The organism is Bradyrhizobium sp. 199, assembly GCF_023073355.1.
Classification (GTDB): domain Bacteria; phylum Pseudomonadota; class Alphaproteobacteria; order Rhizobiales; family Xanthobacteraceae; genus Bradyrhizobium.
In genome coordinates this window covers 228,942-255,076 of sequence record NZ_JADPJI010000011.1, presented here as the reverse complement: position 1 = coordinate 255,076, position 26,135 = coordinate 228,942, and the positions used below count along the sequence as shown (strand labels likewise).

22 protein-coding genes are annotated in these 26,135 nt (G+C 65.9%); 8 read left to right on the top strand and 14 right to left on the bottom strand.

What is annotated here, in order from left to right; genetic code table 11:
- Nucleotides 1–7: 7 nt before the first annotated feature.
- The 3 genes from putA to IVB28_RS28770 all read left to right on the top strand — a co-directional run bounded on the left by putA (nt 8) and on the right by IVB28_RS28770 (nt 5,177).
- On the top strand, nt 8–3,007 hold the full coding sequence (gene putA, locus IVB28_RS28780) for a bifunctional proline dehydrogenase/L-glutamate gamma-semialdehyde dehydrogenase PutA (protein ID WP_247530838.1): 3,000 nt from the start codon (nt 8–10) through the stop codon (nt 3,005–3,007).
- Between the two features lie 115 nt (nt 3,008–3,122).
- On the top strand, nt 3,123–4,328 hold the full coding sequence (locus IVB28_RS28775) for a CoA transferase (RefSeq protein ID WP_247530836.1): 1,206 nt from the start codon (nt 3,123–3,125) through the stop codon (nt 4,326–4,328).
- A 201-nt stretch (nt 4,329–4,529) separates the two neighbouring features.
- Nucleotides 4,530–5,177, top strand: a complete 648-nt coding sequence (locus IVB28_RS28770) for a glutathione S-transferase family protein (protein WP_247530834.1) — start codon at nt 4,530–4,532, stop codon at nt 5,175–5,177.
- Nucleotides 5,178–5,302: 125 nt separating this feature from the next.
- On the opposite strand, the gene IVB28_RS28765 is transcribed toward IVB28_RS28770, so the two are convergent.
- The 6 genes from IVB28_RS28765 to IVB28_RS28740 all read right to left on the bottom strand — a co-directional run bounded on the left by IVB28_RS28765 (nt 5,303) and on the right by IVB28_RS28740 (nt 10,495).
- Entirely contained in the window at nt 5,303–5,467 is a 165-nt protein-coding gene (locus tag IVB28_RS28765; RefSeq protein WP_247530832.1) for a hypothetical protein, read from the bottom strand.
- Between the two features lie 26 nt (nt 5,468–5,493).
- Nucleotides 5,494–7,020, bottom strand: coding sequence for a hypothetical protein (locus IVB28_RS28760; protein ID WP_247530831.1), 1,527 nt, complete (start codon nt 7,018–7,020; stop codon nt 5,494–5,496).
- Between the two features lie 92 nt (nt 7,021–7,112).
- The gene (locus IVB28_RS28755; RefSeq protein ID WP_247530924.1) at nt 7,113–8,090 is read right to left on the bottom strand and encodes a hypothetical protein; all 978 of its coding nucleotides are present in this window, start codon (nt 8,088–8,090) and stop codon (nt 7,113–7,115) included.
- Between the two features lie 242 nt (nt 8,091–8,332).
- A complete protein-coding gene (locus IVB28_RS28750) occupies nt 8,333–8,830 on the bottom strand; it encodes a TPM domain-containing protein (RefSeq protein WP_247530829.1) in 498 nt (165 codons plus the stop codon).
- A gap of 5 nt (nt 8,831–8,835) precedes the next feature.
- On the bottom strand, nt 8,836–9,750 hold the full coding sequence (locus tag IVB28_RS28745) for a YgcG family protein (RefSeq protein ID WP_247530827.1): 915 nt from the start codon (nt 9,748–9,750) through the stop codon (nt 8,836–8,838).
- Nucleotides 9,751–9,886: 136 nt separating this feature from the next.
- The gene (locus IVB28_RS28740; RefSeq protein ID WP_246928152.1) at nt 9,887–10,495 is read right to left on the bottom strand and encodes a LemA family protein; all 609 of its coding nucleotides are present in this window, start codon (nt 10,493–10,495) and stop codon (nt 9,887–9,889) included.
- 289 nt (nt 10,496–10,784) lie between these two features.
- Here IVB28_RS28740 and IVB28_RS28735 point away from each other — a divergent pair, with 289 nt between their 5' ends.
- The 3 genes from IVB28_RS28735 to IVB28_RS28725 are packed head-to-tail and all read left to right on the top strand — an operon-like array spanning nt 10,785 to nt 13,996.
- On the top strand, nt 10,785–11,639 hold the full coding sequence (locus tag IVB28_RS28735) for an enoyl-CoA hydratase (protein ID WP_247530825.1): 855 nt from the start codon (nt 10,785–10,787) through the stop codon (nt 11,637–11,639).
- 5 nt (nt 11,640–11,644) lie between these two features.
- Complete coding sequence (locus tag IVB28_RS28730; protein ID WP_247530823.1) at nt 11,645–12,784, top strand: acyl-CoA dehydrogenase; 1,140 nt, start codon at nt 11,645–11,647, stop codon at nt 12,782–12,784.
- 15 nt (nt 12,785–12,799) lie between these two features.
- Complete coding sequence (locus tag IVB28_RS28725; RefSeq protein ID WP_247530820.1) at nt 12,800–13,996, top strand: acyl-CoA dehydrogenase family protein; 1,197 nt, start codon at nt 12,800–12,802, stop codon at nt 13,994–13,996.
- Between the two features lie 109 nt (nt 13,997–14,105).
- Here IVB28_RS28725 and IVB28_RS28720 read toward each other — a convergent pair whose 3' ends face one another.
- The 4 genes from IVB28_RS28720 to IVB28_RS28705 form a co-directional block, all read right to left on the bottom strand.
- Nucleotides 14,106–16,430: a xanthine dehydrogenase family protein molybdopterin-binding subunit gene (locus IVB28_RS28720; RefSeq protein ID WP_247530819.1), complete on the bottom strand. Its 2,325-nt coding sequence runs from the start codon at nt 16,428–16,430 to the stop codon at nt 14,106–14,108.
- A gap of 124 nt (nt 16,431–16,554) precedes the next feature.
- Entirely contained in the window at nt 16,555–17,658 is a 1,104-nt protein-coding gene (locus IVB28_RS28715; RefSeq protein WP_247530817.1) for a trypsin-like peptidase domain-containing protein, read from the bottom strand.
- 145 nt (nt 17,659–17,803) lie between these two features.
- Nucleotides 17,804–18,679, bottom strand: a complete 876-nt coding sequence (locus tag IVB28_RS28710) for a dihydrodipicolinate synthase family protein (RefSeq protein WP_247530815.1) — start codon at nt 18,677–18,679, stop codon at nt 17,804–17,806.
- Between the two features lie 64 nt (nt 18,680–18,743).
- Nucleotides 18,744–19,709, bottom strand: a complete 966-nt coding sequence (locus IVB28_RS28705) for a VOC family protein (protein ID WP_247530813.1) — start codon at nt 19,707–19,709, stop codon at nt 18,744–18,746.
- 189 nt (nt 19,710–19,898) lie between these two features.
- On the opposite strand from IVB28_RS28705, the gene IVB28_RS28700 reads away from it, so the two are divergent.
- Nucleotides 19,899–20,765 carry a S1C family serine protease gene (locus IVB28_RS28700; protein ID WP_247530811.1) on the top strand — a complete coding sequence of 289 codons (867 nt, stop codon included), beginning with the start codon at nt 19,899–19,901 and terminating at the stop codon, nt 20,763–20,765.
- Nucleotides 20,762–21,133 (top strand): helix-turn-helix transcriptional regulator, encoded by a 372-nt coding sequence (locus tag IVB28_RS28695; RefSeq protein WP_247530809.1) that lies wholly within the window; start codon nt 20,762–20,764, stop codon nt 21,131–21,133. The genes IVB28_RS28700 and IVB28_RS28695 overlap by 4 nt, the downstream gene beginning before the upstream one ends.
- A gap of 12 nt (nt 21,134–21,145) precedes the next feature.
- Here IVB28_RS28695 and IVB28_RS28690 read toward each other — a convergent pair whose 3' ends face one another.
- From IVB28_RS28690 to IVB28_RS28675, 4 genes are all read right to left on the bottom strand, one after another.
- The gene (locus tag IVB28_RS28690; protein ID WP_247530807.1) at nt 21,146–22,222 is read right to left on the bottom strand and encodes an ATP-binding protein; all 1,077 of its coding nucleotides are present in this window, start codon (nt 22,220–22,222) and stop codon (nt 21,146–21,148) included.
- Nucleotides 22,209–22,901, bottom strand: a complete 693-nt coding sequence (locus tag IVB28_RS28685; protein WP_247530806.1) for a response regulator transcription factor — start codon at nt 22,899–22,901, stop codon at nt 22,209–22,211. Before IVB28_RS28685 ends, IVB28_RS28690 begins: the two co-directional genes overlap by 14 nt.
- 99 nt (nt 22,902–23,000) lie before the next feature.
- Nucleotides 23,001–23,423, bottom strand: a complete 423-nt coding sequence (locus IVB28_RS28680; RefSeq protein WP_247530804.1) for a hypothetical protein — start codon at nt 23,421–23,423, stop codon at nt 23,001–23,003.
- Between the two features lie 178 nt (nt 23,424–23,601).
- Entirely contained in the window at nt 23,602–25,938 is a 2,337-nt protein-coding gene (locus tag IVB28_RS28675) for a Tex family protein (protein WP_247530802.1), read from the bottom strand.
- Nucleotides 25,939–26,135 lie beyond the last annotated feature (197 nt).

Genomic DNA, 26,135 nt, shown 5'->3' with positions numbered 1-26,135 from the left:
ACCCGCCATGCCGAACATTCCGCCTCCCTTCACCGCCCCCTATGCACCTGATGACGCCGAGATCGCCGCGCGCCTGTTGCCGACATCGCATCTGGCCCCGCCGCAGGAGGCGCGGATCGACCGCACCGCGACGCGGCTGATCGAGGCGATCCGCAAGCGCGACGACCGGCTTGGTGGGGTCGAGGACATGCTGCGGGAGTTTGCACTATCGACCAAGGAGGGGCTCGCGCTGATGGTGCTGGCGGAGGCGCTGCTGCGCGTACCCGATGCGCGCACTGCCGACCAGTTCATCGAAGACAAGCTCGGCGAGGGCGATTTCATCCACCACGAGACCAAGTCCACGGCGTTCCTGGTCAACGCCTCGGCCTGGGCGCTCGGCCTGTCGGCGCGGGTGATCCAGCCCGGCGAGACGCCCGACGGCACCATCGGCCGGCTCGTGAAGCGGCTCGGCGCGCCGGCGGTGCGCACGGCGACGCGCCAGGCCATGCGGCTGATGGGCAATCATTTCGTGTTGGGCGAGACCATCGAGCAGGCGCTGGAACGGGGCCGCCCGCGCTCCGGCCAGAAGCAGCGCTACTCCTTCGACATGCTCGGCGAAGGCGCGCGCACGGCCGCCGACGCCAGGCGCTATTTCGACGCCTACGCCAGCGCGATCGAAACCATCGGCAAGGCGGCAGGCAAGCATCCCCTGCCCGACCGGCCCGGCATCTCGGTCAAGCTCTCGGCACTACATCCGCGCTTCGAGGCGATCAGCCGCGACCGCGTGATGGCCGAGCTGGTGCCGCAGCTGATGGATCTGGCGCAGCGCGCCAAGGCCCATGACCTCAACTTCACCGTCGATGCGGAGGAAGCCGATCGGCTGGAGCTGTCGCTCGACGTGATTGCGGCAACGCTCGCCGATACCTCACTTGCCGGCTGGGACGGATTTGGTCTCGCGGTCCAGGCCTATCAGAAACGCGCCGCCGCGGTGATCGACTATGTCGACGCCCTCGCCCGCGCACATGACCGCAAGCTGATGGTACGGCTGGTCAAGGGCGCTTATTGGGACACCGAGATCAAGCGCGCGCAGGAGCGCGGGCTCGACGGCTATCCCGTGTTCACGCGCAAGGCGATGACGGATCTCAACTTCGTCGCCTGCGCCTCGAAGCTGCTCGGCCTGCGGCCGCGCATCTTCCCGCAATTCGCCACCCACAATGCGCTGACGGTCGCGACCGTGCTGGAGCTTGCCGGCAATAGCGGCGGCTTCGAATTCCAGCGCCTGCATGGCATGGGCGAAGCGCTCTACGAGCAGCTCGCCAAGGACCATCCTGAGATCGCCTACCGCACCTATGCGCCGGTCGGCAGCCATCGCGACCTGCTCGCCTATTTGGTGCGGCGCCTGCTGGAGAACGGCGCCAATTCCTCCTTCGTGGCGAAGGCCGCCGATTATCGCGTGCCCGTTACGGCGCTGTTGCAGCGTCCGGCGGATGCCATCCTCCGGCCGCAAGCAGCGGCGCATCCCAAGATTCCGCTGCCCGGCGATCTCTTCGCGCCGGAGCGGCGCAATTCGCGCGGCGTCGAATTCGGCGCGCGCGCTGCGCTCGACCAATTGCTGGCTGACGTGAAAGCCGAAGCCGCGGACCTCAAGCCCGTCGCCGGCGCAACGCCGGATCAGGCCAACGCGGCAGTGGCAGCTGCGCGTGCGGGCTTTGCCGCCTGGAGCCGGACGCCGGCATCCATGCGCGCGGCGGCGCTGGATCAGGCCGCGCATCTGCTGGAGAGCCGCGGCGCCCATTTCATCGCGCTGCTGCAGGCCGAGGGCGGCAAGACCCTGGACGATGCGCTCTCTGAGCTGCGCGAGGCCGCCGACTTCTGCCGCTATTATGCCGCGCAGGGCCGCAAGCTGTTCGGAAGCGATGCCGCCTTGCCGGGTCCGACCGGTGAGAGCAATGCGCTCGCAATGCGCGGCCGCGGCGTCTTCGTTGCGATCTCGCCGTGGAATTTTCCGCTGGCGATCTTCCTGGGCCAGGTCACGGCGGCGTTGATGGCCGGCAACAGCGTGGTGGCAAAACCCGCCGAGCAGACGCCGCGCATCGCGCGCGACGCCGTGGCCCTGCTGCACGAGGCCGGCATCCCCAAGAGCGCGCTGCATCTGGTCACCGGCGAGGGTCGCATTGGCGCTGCCCTGACGGCACATCCCGATATTGCCGGTGTCGTCTTCACCGGCTCGACCGAGGTGGCGCGCTTGATCAACCGGACGCTGGCTGCCAAGGATGGGCCGATCGTGCCGCTGATCGCCGAGACCGGCGGCATCAACGCCATGATCGCGGATGCCACCGCGCTGCCCGAGCAGGTTGCCGATGACGTCGTCACATCGGCATTTCGCTCCGCCGGCCAGCGCTGCTCGGCTTTGCGGCTCTTGTTCGTGCAGGAGGACGTCGCCGACCGCATGATCGAGATGATCGCGGGCGCGGCACGCGAGTTGAAGATCGGCGATCCCCGTGACGTCGCAACTCATGTTGGTCCGGTGATCGACGATGAGGCCAAGCAGCGCCTCGACGCGCATATCGCACGAATGAAGACCGAGGCGCGGCTGCACTTTGCAGGCCACGCGCCGGACGGCTGCTTCGTCGCGCCGCACATCTTCGAACTCAGGGAGGCTGGCCAGCTTAAGGAGGAGGTGTTCGGTCCGATCCTCCACGTCGTACGCTACCCTGCCGAAAATCTCGGACGCGTCCTGCAAGCCATCGAGCGCAGCGGCTACGGGCTGACGCTCGGCGTCCATTCCCGCATCGACGATACGATCGAGGCCATCATCGACCGCGTGCAGGTCGGCAACATCTACGTCAACCGAAACATGATCGGCGCGGTGGTCGGCGTGCAGCCGTTCGGCGGCAACGGCCTGTCGGGAACCGGCCCCAAGGCCGGCGGCCCGCACTACCTCGCGCGCTTTGCGACCGAGCAGACGGTGACCATCAACACCGCCGCCGCTGGCGGCAACGCTGCGCTGCTTGCGGGAGAGGAGTGAGGCCCTGCGCCGTGCGCCGTTGCATCCCGCGGAAACATCGGTCTAATGCTCCCATGACCTGCCCGCGCCAATTCCAGCGCGCGGGAAACGACAAGAGCGAGGGAGCGACGCCGCGATGGAAAAAGGCATCTTTTCAGGCCTGAAAGTTCTGGACTGCGCGAGCTTCATTGCAGCGCCCGCGGCCGCGACAGTGCTGTCGGATTTCGGCGCCGATGTCATCAAGATCGAGCCGCCCGGTGCCGGAGATCCCTATCGCAATCTGCCGAACCTGCCCGGCTATCCCTCCGGCGAGCACAATTTCGCGTGGCTGCTGGAAGCCCGCAACAAGAAGAGCATTGCGCTCGATCTGTCGAAGCCGGAAGCGCAGGCCGTGCTCTACAAGCTGGTCGCAGAGGCCGACGTTTTCATCACCAACATGCCGCCGCCGGTACGCGCCAAGCTTGGCATCACCTATGACCACCTCGCCCATCTCAACGACCGGCTGATCTACGCCTCCTTCACCGGCTATGGCGAGAAGGGCGAAGAGGCAAACAAGCCCGGCTTCGACAGCAACGCCTATTGGGCGCGCTCCGGCCTGATGGACCTGGTCCGCGCCGACACCGACACCACGCCGGCCCGCTCCGTCGCCGGCATGGGCGACCATCCCTGCGCCATGGCGTTCTACGGCGCCATCGTCACAGCGCTCTACCAGCGCGAGAAGACCGGCAAGGGCTCGCATGTCGCCTCCAATCTGATGGCCAACGGCGTGTGGGCGGCGAGCGTGCTGGCGCAGGCAAAACTCTGCGGCGCCAAGTTCGGCGAGCGGCGTCCGCGCGAGCGCGCGCTCAATGCGGTCGCCAACCACTATCAGTGCAAGGACGGCCGCTGGCTGATCCTGTCGCTGCTGAGCGAAGAGAAGCAGTTTCCGACGCTGGCCAAGTGCCTCGGGCGCGAGGACCTGATCAATGATCCCCGCTTCGTCACCAAGGCGGACCGCCACGCCCGCTCGGTGGAACTGATCAAGATCCTGGACGACACCTTTGCAACCAAAGATCTGGCCGAATGGCGCAAGATCCTTGACGGCAGCGGCCTCGTGTTCGGCGTCGTCGCCATTCTCGACGACATCCCGAACGACAAGCAGATGCTCGACAACGAAGTGCTGGTGCCGTTCGAGAACGACACCATGCTTACCATCAACAGCCCGATCTGGATCGACGGCGCCAAGAAGGTTCAGCCGCGCAAGCCGCCCGCCGTCGGCGAGCACAGTGACGAGATTTTGCGCGGCGCGGGATACGACGAGGCGGCGATCAAGCAGCTGCGGGGTTCGGGGGCGGTGGGGTAACGCTGCCGCCTCAAACTCCGCCATCGTCCCGGGCGCAAAGCGCGAACCCGGGACCCTTAGCCACAGCGAGCGGTGAGACGACAGTGCGGGGGAGAGCGGTTCACAAGACGCATTGCTGGATTGCTGCGCTACGCTCGCAATGACGATGCCGAACGATCTCGCTATAACCTCACGGTCTGCATTCCGCCTCGCGAGGTTTCCATGCCCAGCTACCGCCTGCACTACTTCCCCGAATCCGGCAACAGCTACAAGCTGGCGCTGATGCTGACGCTTTGCGGCGAGAGGTTCGAGCCGGTCTGGACCGATTTCGGCGGCGGCGTCACGCGCACGGCAGAGTGGCGCAAGGCCGTGAATCCAATGGGCGAGATTCCCGTGCTCGAAATCGACGGCGTGAAAATGACGCAGACTGCGCCCCTTCTGCTCAAGCTAGCCCAGCAATACGGCCGCTTCGGCGGCGATACGGAGGACGAAAACTTCGAGCTGCTGCGCTGGCTGTTCTGGGACAACCACAAGCTCACCGGCTACATGGCGACCTATCGCTTCATGCGCGCCTTCACCGAGAAAAACGACCCGCAGGTGCTGAAGCATTTTCGTCGCCGGCTCGAGGATTTCCTCGGCATTCTCGACAGCCATCTCCAGCACAATGCATTCGCGATCGGCACGAGGCCAACGGTCGCCGATATCTCGATGATGGCCTATCTGCACTATCCGAGCGACGAGCACGGTTTTGACTTCGCGGAAACCCATCCTGCCATCCAAGCCTGGCTTGAGCGCATGGCCGCACTGCCCGGCTGGAAGCCGGCCTATGAGCTGCTGCCGGGGAAGCGGATGACGAATTACGCGAAGTGAGGGCTACGCACCGGACCCTCAGCGCCGTCATGGCCGGGCTTGTCGCGGCCATCCACGGTCTTTGAGCCCGGAGAGGAGAACGTGGACGCCCGGGACAAGCCCGGGCCTGACGAAGAAGGACGCGGCTACCTCCACGACATCCAGCCGAGCGTGAACAGGATACCGCCGACGATGACGGCCGTCGCGATCGCCCAGATGCTCACGCGGGCGCTGCCGGTGACCTGCTTGGCTTCCTCATTGCGCGCAATATCGCGATTGCGCTCCTTGTTGGCTTCGCCGGGATTCGTCATGAATGATCCAAATCGCTTGTTCTGGTCTAGCGCGTCTTGATGAAGCACATGCCGATGCGGCGTGAGGCCGCGGCAGCCTGACAGGCGAGACCGTTAGCACAGCTCCATGGCGTAAAACTCTTGTCTGGCGTTCCCGATCCCGCATCTTGGAGAGAACAATGCGCGCCCCAGCCGTCCTGATATTCGCTCCCGGCGAGCTCCCGGCTGCCGCGGGTCTGCGGCCGGCTGGCAAATCCGCGTGAGAAATCAGGGCGTTTGCCCGCGGCAAACGCCGTCAGGATGTCGCGGCGGCGCACCTGGTCGCCGACAAAATGCGGCGAGGCCGGCACGATAGAAGCGTTGGCCGGCCTGTCCGCGAGCCAGTCGACCCCGGGAAAATGGAAGCCGCCGATGCCGCGGGTCTGGTGGCAGCCTGAGCAGGTGACGTCGTTGAGACGGCGCTGGAACCCCGCGACCGAGCGGATGTTCTGCATGTCCCCGCGCGCGGCTGCCTGCTTCAACGCGCCGACCACCTCGTTGTCGGTGAAGACCGGGTCGTCGCGGCCCTCGCCTTTTCCTTCTCCTTGCACCATGCCGAACTCCGGCTGCAGCGCCGAGGCATCAAGGCCTGCGGGTGTGGGCACTACCGCGGCCCTGGCCAGAAATTTCTCGGGGATCAGCACCGTGCCGCGATCGAACTCGCGCAAATTCTCGGGTGCGAGCAGCCAGGCCTTGAAGTCGCGCCGAAGCGCTTCGTCGGAGAGGATGCGGTCGCGGTCGATCTGGTTCTCCAGCACCGCCTCCCCGAACTGTTTCGTCGCCGCGTCGTACTTGAACACCTTGAGCAGATAGTCGGAGCGGAAGTCGTGCAGCGCCGATTTCGGCGCGATGGAGATTTGAATGTTGGTCTCGATCCGATCGAGCAAGGCGTCGTCTCGACCGCGGATCAGCTCTTGCCAATTGCCATTGTCAAGCCAGCGCCGCGCGACCTCGGCGCAAGCGATCGGCTTGCCGTTGCCGTTCGTTTGGCGCGCATCCCTCGCCTTCATCACCAGATTGAACGTCATCGGCAGGCGCGTGGCGGTCTTGCCGCCCTCGAAACGCGCGAGCCGGTAGATCAGCCGGATCTCGCCGCAGGACTCTTCGGCGACATAGGCGCGGTCCATGCGGTTGACGATGCCGGCGAGCACGAAGCGCGTGTTCGGAGATGTCAGCACAGTCCGGTCGAACAGCTGCACATCAAAACCTTCGCCGACGCCCACGGTCTCGCTTGGATATTCCGCCTTCCGCTGAGCGATGTAGCGATCGAACTCCGCGTCGATCACCAGCGGAATTTGCTTGAGCTGCGACAGCTCCGAAAACAGCAGGTCGGTCGTCAGCGGACGGCCCGCCTCCCGTTCCGGCGACAACAGGCGCGAGATCGTGAGCACGTCGTTCTCATCGAGCCTGCGCAGGAGATCGGGATCGGTGATCGCCGTGCCGCGCATCAGCTGCGCCGTCTCCCCCGCCGATAGCGAGGCGGCGCCGCCAAACAACACGGCGGCAGCAACGAGAATTCGCAACGCGCGGCTCATGTCCCAGGTAACACCGCGCTGGGATGCCTATTCAAGCAAAAAGGCGCCTCACACAGTGGTGAAGCGCCTCCTTGGGAACGGAAATCGACCGCTCAGCGCGCGACGATCAGGCCCTTGCTGGTGATGACCACCCAGCGGCCGTCCTGGCGGCGGATCGCGTCGACGCGGCCAAGGCCTGGGATGGGATCGCCGGGATAGACCTCGTAGAGGCCGTCGCGGCCCTCGATCAGCGCACCGCCATTGGCGGCGTTGCGCAGTCTCCAGCCCTCGACCGTCGGGAGACGGCCGACTTCGGTCTTGGGCGCGACCGGCAGTGGGGCCGTTGCGGCGGCGGCGGCTGCAACCTCGGTCGGCGCGATCGAGCCGGTGGTCTCCTTGGCGGGCGTTGCGGCTGCAGCCTGCGCCGGGGCGGCGGGCGGCGTGGCGCGGAGCCTGTCGACGGTCTCCGACAGTTTTGCGATCTTGGCCATCGGCTCGGCCTGCGCCTTCTCGAGCTTGTCGAGGCGGTCATTGGCGCGATTGGACTGGCTTACCGCGATTTTCGAGCTGTGCTCGACATTGGCCTTCAGCGCGACAAGGTCGGCATCGATCCGCGCGACCGAAGCATCCAGCGCGCTGGTGTCGGCGACCTGCACCGGCGCAGGGGCTGCGAAGTGCATCATGCCGGCGGTCGCGAGCGCGCCGCTGATCGCGCCGACGCTGGCGGCAATCGCCACCACCGCGGCCATCGCCGACAAGCGGCGCTTGCCGCCGGTCTCGCGCGGCTCGTCCACCTTCACATGCGAGGCATCCTCGCGGTCCCAGGACCGCTCCGAGGGCGCCATGACGATGAGCTTTCCGGGCTTTGGCTCGGAGCTGGTCTCGGCTTTGGCTTCGAACTTCGGCACTTCGATCTTCGACGCCTCGATTTTAGGCGGCTCGACCCTGACCGGATCGGGCTCGACCGGATCAGCTTTGGGCGGCGTCTCGTGGTCGGGGGCAATCGAGGGGGCCTCGATGCCGGCAGCCTCGACGGCCTGCGGCGCAGTCGCTTGAACGGCGGCAGTATCCTGGACGGCCTGCTCGGGCATTGGTTCGCTCACGGCTCAAATACTCCAGTCTCGGTTGACCATTTGGTAACTTTCATTGCTTGCGAATTCCTTACCTGTGGACCCGCTTACCCAAATTTTAGGAAGTCATCCGGGGCCGAATTAGGCCGGGAAGATGGAACCGGTGTGGCGTACGTGAAACAAATTGTAATCGGGGAAGATGAACGGCCATGGAATGGGCGGACCACTGGGCTCTTACAACCTCGCCCCCACATCACAGTCCGTCACATCACGACGGGCGCGTCCGGCAGCTCGTTCGCATGCGGACCCTGCGGCGGGAAATGCCGCGCCAGCTCGCGCGAGACCGCCTCGATGCCGGTGATCACGCCGCGCTCGAACTGGCTAGACGCGAACTCGGCCTCCATCGCGCGACAGATGTTTTCCCAGCCCTCGGCGCCGACCTTCGCGTGGATACCGCGGTCGGCAACGATTTCGACGTCACGGTCGGCAAGCAGGAGATAGATCAGGACGCCGTTGTTGTGCGCGGTGTCCCAGATGCGCAGGTGCGAGAACACGTCGAGCGCGCGCGCTCGGGCCGGCTGGTTGCGGAATAGCGGGCCGCCGTCGAGTGCGCCTTCGACCACGAAGCGGACCTGGCCGGAATGGGTGGTCTCACCCCGCTTGATCGCCTGCTCGATGCGGTCGAGCACGGCTTGCGGAAATATCTGCTTTGCCCGCCAATGATGCTGCACAAGATGTCTGGCAATGCGCTTGATGCTCATGACCGCTACCAGCTCCCCGAGGCGCCGCCGCCGCCGAAACTGCCGCCACCGCCGCCGAAGCTGCCGCTACTGCTCGACGATCCGCTGCTCCAACCGCCTCCCGATGAGCCGCTCGACCAGAAGCCGCCGCGCGAGCGGCCCGTGCCTGGCGTGATCGCCGAAAACAGATCAGCGACAAATCCGATGATGAAGCCGAGCACTCCGACCGCCGCGGCGAGCGCGGCGGAGCCGAGAATGAACCAGCTCAAGCCTGCGATGATGCCGCCGGTCACCAAGGATCCGAGCAGCCGCCCCAGCATGGCCCGGAAGAACCCGCCCACCCCGATCGAGGCGAACAGCGTCACGATGAAGACCGGCGCGAGATCGTCCAGATTGCCAAAGTTCACGGTGGGAGAAGGAACCGGCAGCGGCTCGCCGTCGATGACGCGGATCATACGATCGACGCCATCCGAGATGCCGCCGCCGAAATCGCCCGTCCGGAATTTCGGCGTGATGATCTCGTCGATGATCCGCCGCGAGGTGACGTCGGTGAGGGCGCCCTCGAGCCCGTAGCCGACCTCGATGCGCAAATGCCGGTCGTTCTTGGCGACGACCAGGATCGCGCCATCGTCGACCTTCTTGCGTCCGATCTTCCAGGCCTCCGCAACGCGGAGCGAGAACTGCTCGATCGTCTCGGGCTGCGTGGTCGGCACGATCACAACAGCGATCTGGCTGCCCTTGCGCGTTTCGAAGTCGCGCAGCTTCTGCGACAGCGACGCAATGTCGCTGCTGGAGAGCGTGCCGGTCTGATCGACCACGCGGCCGGTGAGCTGGGGGATGGCGACGTCGGCTGAGGCGGGGATGACGAAGGCGAGGAGAAGTGCGAGGGCGAGGACACATGAGGCGACCACGGAATACGCTCGCCACACCCTCGCTGTCATCGCCCGCGAAGGCGGGCGATCCAGTATTCCAGAGGCCGCAGTGCTTGAACCGTGAAGCCGCAGCGTACTGGATTCGCCGCTTACGCGGGGAATGACGGCGCTGGATGGGGCGAAACACATTCGCAAAACGCCGCGCTTACTTCGACGGCGCTGGCGCCGGATTGAAGTCCACCTTCGGCGCGGTCGAGATTTCCTTTTCGTTTGCCACAGAGAAGTTCGGCTTCTCCTTGTAGCCGAACATCATCGCGGTGAGGTTGCTCGGGAACGAGCGGATGGTGACGTTATAATCCTGCACGGCCTTGATGTAGCGGTTGCGCGCCACCGTGATGCGGTTCTCGGTGCCCTCGAGCTGCGACATCAGGTCCTTGAACAGCGCGTCCGACTTGAGCTGCGGGTAGTTTTCGGTGACAACCAGCAGCCGAGACAGCGCGCTGGAGAGCTCGCCTTGCGCGGCCTGGAACTTCTGGAAGGCTGCCGGGTCGTTCAGCACCTCAGGCGTTGCCTGGATGCTGCCGACCTTGGCGCGCGCATTGGTGACGCCGAGCAGGACATCCTTCTCCTGCTGCGCAAAGCCCTTCACCGAGTTGACGAGATTGGGCACGAGATCGGCGCGGCGCTGATACTGGTTCACGACCTCGGACCAGTTGCCCTTGATCTGCTCGTCCTCGCTCTGGATCGCGTTGTAGCCGCAATTGGTGAGGCTCAGCGAGGCCAGCGCCGCCAGCACGGTCAGGATCTTGCGCATTAAATTTCTCCCGGTGGAATCTGGGTGCAAAACTACCAGATCGGACACGCGGAGTGTCGAGATTTGTTCCGTCATTCCGGGGCGATGCGAAGCATCGAGCTACGGTGCGCGGTTGCGCACCTGAGAATCTCGAGATTCCGGGTTCGCTTCGCGCCCCGGAATGACGACGACAAGCATGTGCGTGTCCAAAGGCCAGCCGGCTGACGCAAGCCTCTTGCCTCGCACGGGCCGACATAGTCAACTCAGGCAAAACAACGATGGAAACGCTGGAGACGGCAGGGGGAACGCGATGACCTCGTTCGAGACCATCCTCGTGGAGAGGCCTGAGCCGGCGATCACCCGGGTCGTGATGAACCGGCCGGAGGCGCGCAACGCGCAAAACCTGCAAATGACCTACGACCTCAACGCCGCCTTCGATGCGGCGGTGCAGGACGATTCGGTCAAGGTGATCATCCTCGCGGGTAACGGGCCGCACTTCTCCTCCGGCCACGATCTGCGCCCCGGCGGCAAGAACACCGCCGGCGTCGATTTTCCGCCGATCGGAAATTGGGGCGGTTTTGCTGAACCAAATGCCCATGGCCGCTTCGCACGCGAGCAGGAAATTTATCTCCAGATCACCCGGCGCTGGCGCAACCTCGCCAAGCCGACCATTGCGGAGGTGCACGGCAAGTGCATCGCCGGCGGCCTGATGCTGGCCTGGGCCTGCGATCTCATCATCGCCACTGACGATGCGCAGTTCTGCGATCCCGTCGTCACCATGGGCGTCTGCGGGGTCGAATGGTTCGTGCACCCCTGGGAGCTTGGCCCGCGCAAGGCCAAGGAGTTCCTGTTCACCGCCGACAACTGGAGCGCGCAGGAGGCGCACCAGCTCGGCATGGTCAATCAGGTCGTGCCGCGCGCTGAGCTCTCCTCCCGTGTGCTCGAGCTGGCGCGCAGGATCGCGGCAAAGCCCTCCTTCGCGCTGAAGATGACCAAGGAAGCCGTGAACCGCTCGGTCGACGTGATGGGGCAGCCCGCCGCGATCGACCAGGCCTTTGCGCTGCATCAGCTCTGCCACGCGCATAATCTTCAGGAGTTCGGCATGATCGTCGATCCCTCCGGCCTGCATCCCTCCGTACGCAAGCCGCCGGCGGCGGCGGAGTAGACACCATGGATCTCAATCTCAGTGACGAGCAAAGGCTGCTGCGCGAGAGCGCCGAGCGCTTCGTGGCCGGAAGCTACAACGCCGATCACCGCCGCAAGATGGCGAACGATCCGCTCGGCTTCAGCCCTTCGGTGTGGAAACAATTCGCCGAGCTCGGCTGGCTGGCGCTGCCGCTGCCTGACGAGTTCGGCGGGCTCGGCGGCGGCGCGGTCGAGATCGGCATCCTGATGGAAGCCTTTGGCCGCGGGCTTGTGTCGGAGCCCTATGTCGCGACCGTGGTGCTGGGAGCGGCATTGATCGCGAGATGCGGCACCATCGAGCAGAAACAGGCGAGCTTGCCCAAAGTGGCCGACGGGTCACTGAAGCTTGCGTTTGCACATTCCGAGCGCGCGGCACGGTTCGACCTCGCCAAGGTCGCCACCAGCGCCAACAAGACGGCGCAGGGCTGGCGCCTCGCCGGCAGCAAGATCGTCGTGCTCGACGGGCATGCCGCCGATGAGATCATCGTCTCCGCGCTGATCCACGACCATCACGGCCCTTCGGGGCGGATCGGCCTGTTCATGGTACCGGCGACGGCGGAGGGCCTCGCGATCTCCGACTACGCGCGCCTCGGCGGCGGGCGTGCCTGCAACATCGAGCTCTCCGACGTGCATCTGCCCGAGGACGCCCTGCTCGGCGACGGCAGCGATGCCCTACCCGCGACCGAATGGGCCGTCGACCTCGCCATGGCCGCGCTCGGTGCGGAAGCAGTCGGCATCATGCAGACGCTGCTCGACACCACGCTCGAATACACCAAGATCAGAAAGCAGTTCGGCCGGCCGCTCTCGGCCAACCAGGTGATCCGGCACCGCCTCGCCGACATGGCGATGCAGGTCGACGAGTCCCGTTCATTGGCGCTAAGGGCCGCGCTCAAGGCGGACAGCCCGCCGGTCGAGCGGGCACGGGCAGCTTCGGGCGCGAAGGCCAAGATCGGCAAATGCGCCCGCTTCGTCGGCGAGCAATCGATCCAGCTCCATGGCGGCATGGGCGTCACCGAGGAGCTCGAGGTCGGCGCCTATTTCAAGCGCCTCGTCGCCTTCGACACATTGTTTGGCGGCACCGCGCACCATTACGCCCGACACGCCGAGCTTGGCCGCAGGGCCTGACACTGGGAGAGCTTCATGGACCTCACGTTCAATGCCGAGGAGCGCGCCTTCCAGAGCGAGGTGCGAGCCTTCATCGCGAAGACTCTCACCGAGGAGATGAAGCGCGCGACCGCGCTGACGCCGTCAGTTTTCTCCGACCCTGACGTCGGGAGGGCCTGGCAGCGCGCGCTGCACCGGCAGGGCTGGGGTGCGCCGGGCTGGCCGGTCGAACACGGCGGACCGGACTGGACCCCGGCGCAGCGTTGGATCTTCGAGACAGAGTCCGCACGCGCCGGCGTGCCCAATGTCAACGTGATGGGCGTGAAGATGGTCGGTCCGGTCATCATCGGATTCGGTTCGCCTGAGCAGAAGAATTTCTATTTGCCGCGGATTCTCTCCGGCGAGGATTATTGGTGCCAGGGCTATTCCGAACCGGGCTCCGGCTCCGATCTCTCCTCGCTGAAGACGCGCGCGGTACGTGACGGCGACGATTACATCATCAACGGCACCAAGATCTGGACCACGCATGCCCACCACGCCAACCGCATGTTCGCGCTGGTGCGCACCAGCGACGGGCCACGGCAGCAGGACGGCATCAGCTTCATCCTGATCGACATGAAGACACCTGGCATCACGACGCGGCCCATTCTCACCATCGGCGGCGACCACGAGGTCAACCAGGTGTTCTTCGACGACGTCCGCGTGCCGGTGGCCAACCGCGTCGGCGAGGAAGGCAAGGGCTGGACCTACGGCAAATATCTGCTCGAATTCGAGCGCGGTTCGGGCATTGCGTCGGCCAAGCTTCGCGAGGGGCTGAAGGCGATCGCGGACCTCGCCGAGTCAGACCTCACCGGGCGTGCCATCGACAGCCCCGATATCGCAACGCGCATCTCCGAGGTCGAAATCGACATCGACGCACTGGAGATGACCGAGCTGCGCGTGCTCTCGGCGCTGCAGACCGGGCAAAATCCCGGCGCGGTGTCGTCGATCCTGAAGCTGCGCAACAGCGAGATCCGCCAGGCGGTGACGCGGCTCGGCGCCGACGTGATCGGCCACGACGCCCTCGCCGTCGAACCGATGCGCCCGCTCTACAAGCTCAACCACGAGCCGCCGACGCCGGAGGAGATGCTCACGGTGATGCCGGAATATCTCAATGGCCGCGCCTACACGATCTTCGGCGGCACGTCAGAGATCCAGCGCGACATTATCGCGAAGATGATGCTGGGGATCTGAGCCGCGCGATCCTCTCACCCGTCATTGCGAGGAGCCCTTGCGACGAAGCAATCCAGGCTCCCTCCGCGAAGAGATTCTGGATTGCTTCGCTGCGCTCGCAATGACGGTATTATCCCGCCACCTTCGCATCCCTGATCGCCTGCCACACCTTCTGCGGCGTCAGCGGCGTGTTCAGCTGGGTGATGCCGAGCTCGGCGAGCGCGTCCATCACGCCGTTGGTGACGCAAGGCGGGCCGCCGATGGCGCCGGATTCGCCGCAGCCCTTGGCACCGAGCGGATTGGTGCGGCATGGCGCGGAATCATCCAGCGTCACCGCGATCGGCGGCACGTCGTCGGCGCGCGGGATGCAGTAATCCTGGTAGCTCGCGGTGAGCAGCTGGCCGTCGGCGTCGTAGGAGACGCCTTCATACAGCGCCTGACCGATGCCCTGCGCGACGCCGCCATGGATCTGGCCGGTGACCAGCATCGGGTTCACGGCGACACCGACGTCGTCGACGGTGGTATAGCGCACGACCTTGGAGACGCCCGTCTCCGGATCAATCTCGACCTCGCAGATATGCGTGCCGTTGGGCCAGCTGGGACCATCGACCTCACCTTCGGAATCGACGCTGAGCTTGGCGCCGCTCTCCTTCTCGGCGATGTCGAACAGGCTGATGCGCCGGTCAGTGCCGACCACTGTGAGCATGCCGCCCTGATACTCGATGTCCTCGACCGAGGTCTCCAGCACGTTCGCAGCCTTCTCGCGCGCCTTCTGGATCAGATCGTTGGAGGAGACCGCGACCGCGGTGCCGCCGACGAACAGCGAGCGCGAGCCGACACTGCCGAAGCCCATCGCCAGATCAGTGTCGCCCTGGACCACGTCGATCTTGTCCATGGCAATGCCGAGCGTGTCGGCGATCATCTGGGTGTAGGTCGTCTGCAAGCCTTGCCCCATCGCCATGGTGCCGGAATGCAGCACGACGCGCCCTTGAGAGGTCGCGTGCAGGCTGACCTTCTCGGTGTGGGCGCGGCCGCCGGTCCATTCGATGTAGGAGGTGAGGCCGCGGCCGTAGAGCAGGCCTTTCTTTTTCGCCGCCTTCTTGCGCGCGGCAAAGCCGTCCCAGTCGGCGAGCTTCACGGCGCGGTCGAGCATGTGGGCGAAGGCGCCGGAATCGTAGACCTGCCCAGCTGCGTTGGTGTAGGGCAGCTGCGCCGGCTTGATGTAGTTCGCTTTGCGGATCGCGCGCGGATCCATGCCGATCTTTCGCGCGGCGGCGTCGAACAGGCGCTCGACAATGAAGACCGCTTCGGGCCGGCCCGCGCCGCGATAGGCGCCGACCGGCGCGGTGTGGGTCATCACCGACTTCACTTCGAAATGCACCAGCGGCAGATCGTAGACGCCGGTCTGCACGAACGGCCCGAGCACCAGCGGGATGATATTCGCTGCGCCCGATGAATAGGCGCCGGTGCAGCCGATCGATTTGACGCGATAGGCCAGCACCTTGCCCTTTTCGTCCAGCGCGAAGGATGCGGTCGAGGTGAGATCACGGCCGTGGGTGCCGCCGACGAACTCGTCGGTGCGGTCGCCGCGCCAGCGGATTTTTTTGTTCAGCTTGGTTGCGGCATAGGCGACAATGCCGTCCTCGGGATAGAGGTTGGTCTTCTGGCCAAAGCCGCCGCCGGTGTCGCCGACCAGCACGCGGACGCTGTCCTTGGGACGCTTCAACACGGCTTCCGCCAGCACGTCGCGGGTCGAAGCCGGGGTCTGCGACTGCACATGCAGCAGGAGACGCCCGGTCTTCTTGTCGATCTCGGCAATGGTCGAGCGCGGCTCCATCGCGGACGGCACCAGGCGCTGGCTGATGAGATCGAGCTCGACGGTGTGTGCCGCCCCGGCAAAAGCCTCGTCGACCTTGGCGGCATCGCCGTAAGCCATGGCGCCGACGATGTTGTCGGGCGCTTCGGGCCATACCACGGGCGCACCGGGCTTGACGGCTTCGAGCGGGTCGACCACCGCGGGTTGCACGTCGTATTCGATCACGATCGCCTCGGCGGCGGTCTGCGCCTCCACGCGCGACGACGCCACCACCGCAGCCACGGCTTCACCGGCATAGCGCACGATTTCATGGGCGAGCAGCCGGCGCGGCGGCACTGTCATTGGCTTGCCGTCGGGGCGCTTGAAGATGCTGAGCGTGGGGATGCTGCCGATGTCGTCCTTGACGAGATCGGCACCCGTGTAGATCGCGGCAACGCCGGGCATCGCGGCCGCGGCGCTGGTATCGATCGAGGCGATCTTGGCGTGGGCATGCGGCGAGCGCAGCACGTGCAACCACAGCGCGCCGTCCTGCGGCTTGTCGTCGATGAACTGTCCCTTCCCGGTGAGCAGCCGCTGGTCTTCCAAACGCTTGACGGGCTGCCCCGCTCCGAAACGCAAATTGCCGGGAAGAATGTTCATTCCGCTATGTCCTCGAAATCCGGAAAACGACGGCGGCGGTTTTAGCCGATTTTACAGGCCAGACAACCGACCCCGGGCACATCTGCAATGCGCATCAAGGCCCTTGCTGGCGCAGATTGACGGGCTAAGACCGCTCGATATCGATGATGCCTACATTCACATCGCGACTGTCCGAGCCCCGCTTGACCGTGAGGCGGACGGTCTTTCCCGCCCCGGCCTGCTCCAGCGCATCCGTCAGGTCGGAAAGGCGCCGCACCGGCTTGCCTTCGACCGCGGTGATGATGTCTCCGACGGCGCCGGTGGACATGTTGACACCGCGAATCCCCGCCCCCTCGGCAGGGCTGCCGGGGGCGGTCCGCACCACGATCACCCCTTCGAGGCCAAGCCGCGTCGACACATCCTCGCCGGCCGCGACGATTCCGATGCCGGGCGTCGGGACGCGGCCGTTGCGGATCAGCTCGGGGACGATCCGGTTCACGACATCGACCGGCACCGCGAACCCGATGCCGGCGTTCGAGCCGGACGGCGATATGATTGCCGTCGTGACGCCGATCAGCCGGCCTGCAGAGTCCAACAGCGGCCCGCCCGAATTGCCGGGATTGATTGCAGCATCGGTCTGGATGAGGTTGGCAATCTCGCGGCCGCCATGGGTCGGAAGCCTGCGCTTGAGCGCGCTGATGATGCCGCTGGTCATCGATTGATCCAGTCCGAACGGATTGCCGATCGCGAATGCGGACTGCCCGACTTTCAGGTCGCCCGAACTGCCGAGCGCCACCGGCGGCGGAAGCTCGCGCACGCTGCGGATCCGCAGCACTGCGAGATCGTAATTGGGAGCTCGGCCGACGAGATCGACCTCAGCCACCTCTCCCGACGCAAAGCGCACGGCGATCTCGCCGCCATTGGCCACGACGTGATTGTTCGTCACGAGGTGCCCCCCGCGATCCCAGACGAATCCTGTGCCCGAAGCACCGCCGCCCTGCCCTTCCTCGCCCATGAGAGGATTGGCCGCCGACCTGACAGCAACTTGGACGACTGAGGGCGATACGCTCTCGAAGACGCCGATCGTCGCCTTTTCGCCATCGGACAGCGGGCCGCGCTGCTCGACGGCACGTGCGGAGGGCGCCGCCCATGGCACATAGGAGATTGGGACATGCAGAACCTTCGCGGCCGTGACGGCGAGCAGCAGGGCGGCGAAGGCTGCGGCGGCAATCGCGTAGCGACGATTCATCGTGATCAACGTCTCCTCTGGGATACGCGTACAGGGCGATAGATCTCGCTCACGCAGCAACGTCGCAAACCAGCGGAAGTTTCTCGGTTGGCAGGTGGGGATTTTCCCGGCACGGGACCGGGGCATATTGCCGCGTGACCAGCAGCTACGACACCTGTCCCAGGGCCGCTTCCACCACCTTGCGCGCCTCGACCGTCAGCGGGGCCTGGGGCGGGACGGGATCACCGACGTCGTAGCCTTGGATCGCAAGCCCTGCCTTGATGCAGGCGGCGAGATTGAAGCGGGCGAAGGCCTCGTTGATGCGCCACAGCCGGCGCTGGAGCGCCATGGCGTCCTCCCAGCGGCCCGCCTTGCAGAGATCGTAGAGCGCCACGCTCTGGCGCGGGATAATGCACGCCGGGCCCGCCATCCAGCCGAGGCCGCCGATCAGCATCACCGCAGCCGGGATATGGGCGGAGGCCGAGAACACGCGCAGAGCGTCGCCGCAGCGGTTCATGATCGAGAGCAGCCGGCCCGTATTGGTCGAGGCGTCCTTGATGTAGCCGATGCGCGGATGCTCGGCGAGGCGTGCGATGATGTCGAGGGTGAGATCGGAGCGCTGGAATTGCGGATTGGTGTAGATGACGACGGGGATGTCCACGGCGTTCGCGATGGCACGGAAGTAGGACTCGACCTGGGCGTCAGTGAGCGGGAAATAAGCCTCCAGAATCGCCAGGATGCCGTCGGCGCCGAGCTTCTGGTACGCTTTCGCCTGCGCCACGGCATCCGCCGTCGAGGTCGAGGCGACACCCGCGACAACAGGCACGCGGCCCTTCGCGGCCTCGACGGTGGTCTGCACGACTGCCGTCCGTTGCGCGGCATCGAGATAGGCGAATTCGCCGGTCGAGCCCAGCGGCGTCAGCCCATGCACGCCGGCGCCGATCAGATCCTCGCAGAGCTTGCCGAGGACTTCGGTGCGTACCGCGCCGTCGGCACCGACGGGCGAGACGAGATAAGGAAAGACGCCGTGGAATTCTGACATGTCGGTGAGGACCCCGGAGCGCCGGCTTGCGCTTGACTGGTCTTACCAACGCTCGCGCCGGCGATCAAACCCTGAGAAGCCGCACGCGCGTGCCCCAGGGATCGGCGGCCTCCACGCCGCCTGCGAGCATTGTGATCTGCACGCCGCCCTTGCGCAGGCGCTCCTCCTGCGCGGCGAGAATGTCAGGCTTTTCTGTCACCAGCGAGAACCAGGCAAGGCCGGTCGTCTGATCGTCGCGCGGGCCCGCGCCCTGGCTCTGCCACACGTTCATGCCGAGATGATGATGATAGCGGCCCGACGACAGGAACGCGGCGCCGCTGCGGCTGCGGGTCGGATCGAGACCAATGGTGCCATGATAGAAGTTTCCGGCCTGCGCGAGATCGCCGACACGCAGGTGCATGTGGCCGATGCGCAAGCCCTCGGGCGCCCCGGCATAATCAGGCACGCGCGTATTGGTCAGCGACAGCAAATCGGGAACGTCGAGCTCGTTGGACGCCATCTTGACGCTGCCCTGGCTCCACTGCCAATGCGAGGGATCGCGGTCGGCATAGACCTCGATCCCGTTGCCCTCGGGATCGTCGAGATAAACGGACTCGCTGACGAGATGATCGGCAAAGCCCGACAGCGTCACGCGGTGCGAGGCGGCCTGAACCAGCCACCGCGCCAGGTCCTTGCGGGTCGGCATCAGGAAGGCGGTGTGGTAGAGGCCAGCGGCGTTGCGCGGCTCAATTGCCGCCTCGGGGCGGGCTTCCAGCACCAGCAGCGTGACGCCTGATGTGCCGAGCTTCGCGACGCTGGCGGATCGCTCCATCACGGTGAGCCCGATCACGTCACGGTAGTAATCCGCAACCTTGTCGAGATTCTTCACCCGCAGCGTCACCATGCCGACCCGCATCGGCGTGCGGCCGGCATAGGTCGGTCCGCTGCCCTGCGGAGCGCCCTCGGCACGCGCCGCAGCCGCGGCCGCTATGGCGAGCGAGGTCGCGCCGGCGAGTTGGAGCAGGGTGCGGCGGGTAAGATCGATGGTCATCAGTCAACTCGCTCAAAGGCTGAGGGCCGTGCGGCGCAATGTTCGGCCGATTGCTACACGTTCCCGTGAGGCGCTCCCAATCACTTGTTCGTCGGCCGCGGTCCTACGACCGGTCCCTGTCCTGACCACCCGGCCAGTTTCACAATTGCCCGCGACATCCCAGATTGAGGCCAGCCACAGGAGCCTGCCATGACCGACCTTACCGCCCTGTCTTCCCTATCATCCGCGCTCGCTGAAATCGTGGCGCGCACCGCGCCCTCAATCGTCTCCGTGCACTCGCATCGCTTCCGTGCGACCGGCTTTGTCTGGAAAGCAGGCCTGATCGTCACCGCCGACGAGGCGCTGGCCGATGAGGGCGAGGTCGAGATCGGCGTGCCCGACGGCAGCCGCGTGACCGCCACGATCGCCGGCCGCGACCATACGACCGATATCGCGCTGCTCCGCGCCGACATCGCGGCGGCCCCGGTCAAGCTCGCCGCAACCGTCCCGCCGCTGGGCGCTTTGTCGGTCGTGGTCGCGACCAACCGCGAGACGGCGAGCGCGGCGCTCGGGATGGTGTCGGCGTCCGGCAAGAACTGGCGCTCCTTGCGCGGCGGCGAGATCGACGCGCGGATCGAGCTTGACGTCCGCCTCCGTCCCGCCCAGCAGGGCGGTCTTGCGCTCGACGCATCAGGCGACGCCTTCGGCATGACCGTGCTCGGTCCGCGGCGCGTGCTGGTGATCCCGACGGCCACGATCGAGCGCGTCGCCGCGCAGCTCGAGACGCGCGGCCGCATCGCGCGCGGATATCTCGGCCTCGGGCTGCAGCCGGTCCGGCTCGACGACGGCGTCGGCGCGATGGTGATGAATGTCGACAAGGCCGGACCTTCGGCCGCTGCCGGCATTCGCCAGGGCGACGTGATCGTCGCGGTCAACGACCAGAAGCTATCAGGCGTGCGCGCGCTGTCGCGGACGCTCGGACCTGCAAGCGTCGGCGGGGTGATCGATGTCGCGGTGCGCCGCGGCGGCGAGCCGGTCAGCTTCAAGATCACGGTCGGCGAGAGGCCGGAGGCGTGAGCGAGAACAAGACGCCGGAGATCGTGCTCGCTCTGGAGATCGACGATCCCGCCCTCGCCGATTGCCTGGCGGCCTTGCTCGGCAATATCGCCGGGCTTCGTCTCGCCGGGCCCGGCGAGCAGGCGGCGGCGACGATCGTCGCCCGCGAGCCCCGCAGCATGCCCGAGGACATCGCGCTGACGCAGCGCGAGCTCGACGTGCTGGCGCTGATGGCCGAGGGCGCCTCCAACAAGATGATCGCGCGCCGGCTCGGCATCTCCGTGCACACCGTGAAATTCCATGTCGGCTCGCTGCTCGACAAGCTGGATGCCACCGGCCGCACCGATGCGGTGGCACACGCGGCGCGCCGCGGCGTGATCGAGCTGTGAGGCCGCCGGGTCTCACTTCGCAGATGTCGCCGGGAAGCTGAGCTGCACCATCAGTCCCGGCGCATTGTCATGCAGCGCGACCTCGGCGCAATGAAGGCGCGCGACTGCGGCCACCAGACTGAGGCCAAGCCCGTTGCCCGGCGTGTAGCGGCTCTGTTCGAGCCGATAGAATCGCTTGAAGACGTGATCGCGCTCCTCAGTGGGAATGCCCGGACCATCGTCGGCGATGGCGATCACAGCGCCACCGCCCGCGCTGCGGCAGGTTACCGCCACCTGCCCGCCCGGGCGGCCGTGCTTGATGGCGTTGTCGACGAGATTGGCGATGGCATCGAACAGCAGGTCGCGATCGCCCGTGATCGGCACCTCGCCGTCTCCGGCAAGACTGAGGCGCGTAGCAACCTGCTCCGCGGCGGCATCGTAGAGCTCGACGACCTCGCCGGCGATCTCGGCAAGATCAAGCGTGCGGAAGGCGCCGGTGCGGGCGCGGGTCTCTATTTCCGAGATCCGGGTGATGGAGGCGAACATGTGAAGCACGGCGTCGAGATCGGTGATGGTGTCGCCGATCAGTGCCGCATCCGCCTCGCCGTTGCGCGTGGCGTGATAGGCCTTTTCCAGCCGGCCGCGCATACGCGTCAGCGGCGTGCGCAGATCATGGGCGACGTTGTCGCTGACCTGCTTGACCTCGCCCATCAGCGTCTCGATGCGGTCGAGCATCTGGTTGAGGCTTTCGGCGACGCGGTCCCACTCGTCGTTGCTGCCGCGCAAGGGGATGCGCTGATCGAGGCCGGACTGCATGATGGCGCGGCTGGTGGCATTGATCTGTTCGATCCGCCCCACCGTGCGCCGCGTCACCAGCACGGCTGCGAGGCCCGCGAGCACCAGCAGCAGCACGGCGACCGCGGCCATCGCGAGCTCGATCATCCCGGTGAAGCTATCATGGTCGACCGCGTGGCCGAGCCGGCCCTCCACATAGGCCAGCGTGCCGAAATAGACATAGGCCATGATCGCAGCGACGATCAGTCCGAATGCTGCGATCGCGATCAGCGCCAAACGGAAGGTCGAGGAGCGGAGCGTCTTAGCCAGGAGCACGGAGGCAATACCCAATGCCGCGGATGGTGTGGATAAGCGGATAGGCCTGGGCATCGTCGACCTTGCGGCGGACGCGCCCCACATAGACGTCAATGATGTTGGTGGAGGGATCGAAATGCAGGTCCCAGACGTGCTGGAGCAGCATCGCGCGGGAGACGACGCGGGCCTCGTTGCGGACGAGATATTCGAGCAGTTGAAACTCGCGCGGCAGCAGCGGAATCTTGCGGCCCCGGCGGCTGGCGTTGCGCGCGATCAGGTCGATGGCGAGATCGCCGACCCGCAGCAGCGTTTCCTTGGCGATGGTCTCGCTGCGGCGGCCGAGCGCCTCGAGCCGCGCCAGCAATTCGGTGAACGAGAACGGCTTGACGAGATAGTCGTCGCCGCCGGCGCGCAGGCCGCGCACGCGGTCATCGACCTCGCCGAGCGCGGAGATGATCAGGAACGGCGCGGCGACGCCGTCATCGCGCAATTGCCGCATCACGCTGATGCCGTCGACATCGGGCAGCATCCGGTCGATCGTGATCACGGCATAGTCGCGCGCGGCGCCGTGGCTCAGGGCTTCGCGGCCGTTGGCAGCGAGATCGACCTCGTATCCCGAGATCGTCAATTCCTCGACGAGTTGGCCTGCGGTTTCCGGATCGTCCTCGACGACCAGGATGCGGCGGTGACCTCCGGTCATGACGAACTCCGCGCGACGATCGCCACCAGACTATCCCGTTCCGGGGCTGGACGGAACCGCCCGGTGGCGACCGCGACAACGGTGCGGTACGCTAGACGACTACCAATAGTCTCCGCACACGTTGACCCATTGCCATCCATAGGGCGTCCAGCTCCTGCGCCAGCAACCATCGCCGGCATAGAAAAAGGGCGCGCCGAAGACGGCGAAACGGCGGAAGTGATGATGACGGAAGAAGGCGTGGCGGCCGTGCCAGCTGGCGCCGGCGAAGCGCGGCCCGACCGCCGCGTGCGCGAAGCGTGCCCCGCCGAACGCCGGACCGCCGACATGGGCAAAGCGCGCGCCGCCCATCGCGCCGGCACGCATGCCGCCAAAGCCGCCTGCGTGCATGCCACCTCCGAAATGCCCGCCGCCGCCGAAGCCGCCATGTCCACCGCCGCCGCCTCTGGCGAGCACCGGTGAAGCACCCGCCATCGCGGCGGCGACCGTCGCTACGATGAGGCCTTTGAGAAGCCTGTTGTTCATCGAAACATCCTCCTTGCTGTGCGGCGCTCTCCACGCCGCACGAGGATGATCAGATGAAAGGAAGGAACAGGCAGCTTCAACTTACAAACACGCCAGATTCTGACGCGAGAGTTAGGGAGGCACTGGCCTCTCACTCCCTCGCCCCGTTCTTACGGGGGAGAGGTTAAGACAGCGCGCGCTACACCCGCTTGCCGCCGTTCTTTTCGGCTGCGCGGCGCAGCGCTTCGGCAAGGGCGCCGCCGCCGGAGGATTCCTGCTTTCGCGGCGCCGAGGAGGTCATGCGTGAGGGGTTGCGCGAGCTGTTGTCGCGCTGCATGCCGGGGGCGTCCTTCTTGGCGCCGATCTCGTCGTCGAGGCGCAATGTCAGTGAGATGCGCTTGCGCGCGACCTCGAAGTCCAGCACCTTCACCTTGACGATGTCGCCGGGCTTCACCACCTCGCGCGGATCCTTGATGTAGGTCTTGGACATCGCCGAGATGTGCACGAGCCCGTCCTGGTGCACGCCGATGTCGACGAAGGCGCCGAACGCGGCGACGTTGGTCACGGTGCCTTCGAGGATCATGCCCTTCTTGAGATGCTTGATCTCCTCGACGCCCTCCATGAACACCGCGGCCTTGAACGCCGGACGCGGGTCGCGGCCAGGCTTTTCCAATTCACGCAAAATGTCGGTGACGGTCGGCAGACCGAAGGTCTCGTCGACGAAATCCTTCGGCTTCAGCGCGCGCACGATGTCGCTGCTGCCGATCAACGCCTTGATGTCGCTCTTGGTGGCGCTGAGGATCCGCCGCACCACCGGATAGGCTTCCGGATGCACGCCGGAGGCATCGAGCGGGTCCTCGCCGCCGAGAATGCGGAGGAAGCCGGCGCACTGCTCGAACGCCTTCGGGCCGAGCCGCGGCACCTCCTTGAGCGCCTTGCGCGATTTGAACGGGCCGTTGGCGTCGCGATGTGCCACGATGCTCTGCGCCAGACCTGAGCCGACGCCCGACACGCGCGCGAGCAGCGGCGCCGAGGCGGTGTTGACATCGACGCCGACCGCGTTGACGCAATCTTCAACCACGGCATCGAGCGATTTTGCCAGCTTGGCCTGGCCGAGGTCGTGCTGGTACTGGCCGACGCCGATCGCCTTGGGCTCGATCTTGACGAGCTCGGCGAGCGGATCCTGCAGACGCCGGGCGATCGAGACCGCGCCGCGCAGGGTGACGTCGAGATCAGGCAGTTCCTCCGAGGCGAAAGCGGAGGCCGAATAGACCGACGCACCGGCCTCTGACACCACGATCTTGGTCATCTTGAGCTCGGCCAGACCCTTGACGAGATCGCCTGCGAGCTTGTCGGTCTCGCGCGAGGCGGTGCCGTTGCCGATCGCGATCAGCTCGACGCGATGCTTCAATGCGAGCCTGCCAAGAATCGCGAGCGACTCGTTCCATTGCCGCTGCGGCTCGTGCGGATAGATCACGGCGGTATCGACGACCTTGCCGGTCGCATCGGTGACGGCGACCTTGACGCCAGTGCGGTAGCCGGGATCCAGCCCCATGGTGACGCGGGTGCCGGCCGGCGCGGCCAACAGGAGATCGCGCAAATTGGAGGCGAACACGCGCACGGCCTCGGTCTCAGCGGCGTTCCACAGCCGCATGCGCAGGTCGATGTTGAGATGCACCTGGATCTTGGTGCGCCAGGCCCAACGCACGGTGTCGAGCAGCCAGCGATCGCCCGCGCGCTTGAGGTCGGCGATGCCGAACCGCTTCATGATCTTGAGCTCGTAAGCGCTCGGCACGCCCGGCGGCTGCGCTTCGGCCTCGGCCTGGATCTGCAGATCGAGGATCTCTTCCTTCTCGCCGCGGAACATCGCGAGGATGCGGTGCGACGGCAATTTGGTCAGCGGCTCGGAGAACTCGAAATAGTCGGCGAACTTTTCGCCCTCGGTCTTCTTGCCGTCGCGCACCTTGGAGGCCATGCGCGCATTGGTCCACACCTCCTCGCGCAGGCTCCCGATCAGATCGGCGTCTTCGTCGAACCGCTCGACCAGGATGGCGCGGGCGCCGTCTAACGCGGCGGCGACGTCCGCAACGCCCTTCTCGGCGTTGACGAAGCTTTCCGCTACGACCTTCGGATCGTTGGCAGGCTCCGCCAACAGCTGATTGGCGAGCGGCTCGAGGCCGGCTTCCTTGGCGATTTCGGCTTTGGTGCGGCGCTTCGGCTTGAACGGGAGATAGATGTCTTCGAGGCGGGCCTTGCTGTCGGCAGCGAGAATGGAGGCCTCGAGCGCGGCATCGAGCTTGCCTTGCTCCCGGACTGATTCGAGGATGGCCTTGCGGCGGTCTTCGAGCTCGCGCAGGTAACCCAGGCGCTCCTCCAGGGTGCGCAATTGCGCGTCGTCGAGCGCACCGGTCGCTTCCTTGCGGTAGCGGGCGATGAAGGGAACCGTGGCGCCGCCGTCGAGCAGCGTCACCGCCGCCTCGACCTGCTCCGCCCGAACCCCAAGCTCCTGCGCAATCTTCTGGTTGATATTTGCCACGCGAGAACCCCTCTATCCAACCACGCATCGCGGAGGCGAACCACCGGCTGCGGGACGCCGCTTATGGACCAATCGGGGTTGATTCATCAAGGTGCGGCGGACGGCCGTCGACAAGGGATTTTTTATTGACGCAATGCGATCTCGCCACAATCGTCGGGGCGCCGCAGCCACTTGACATGCGCCTCGGTTCGACGGCT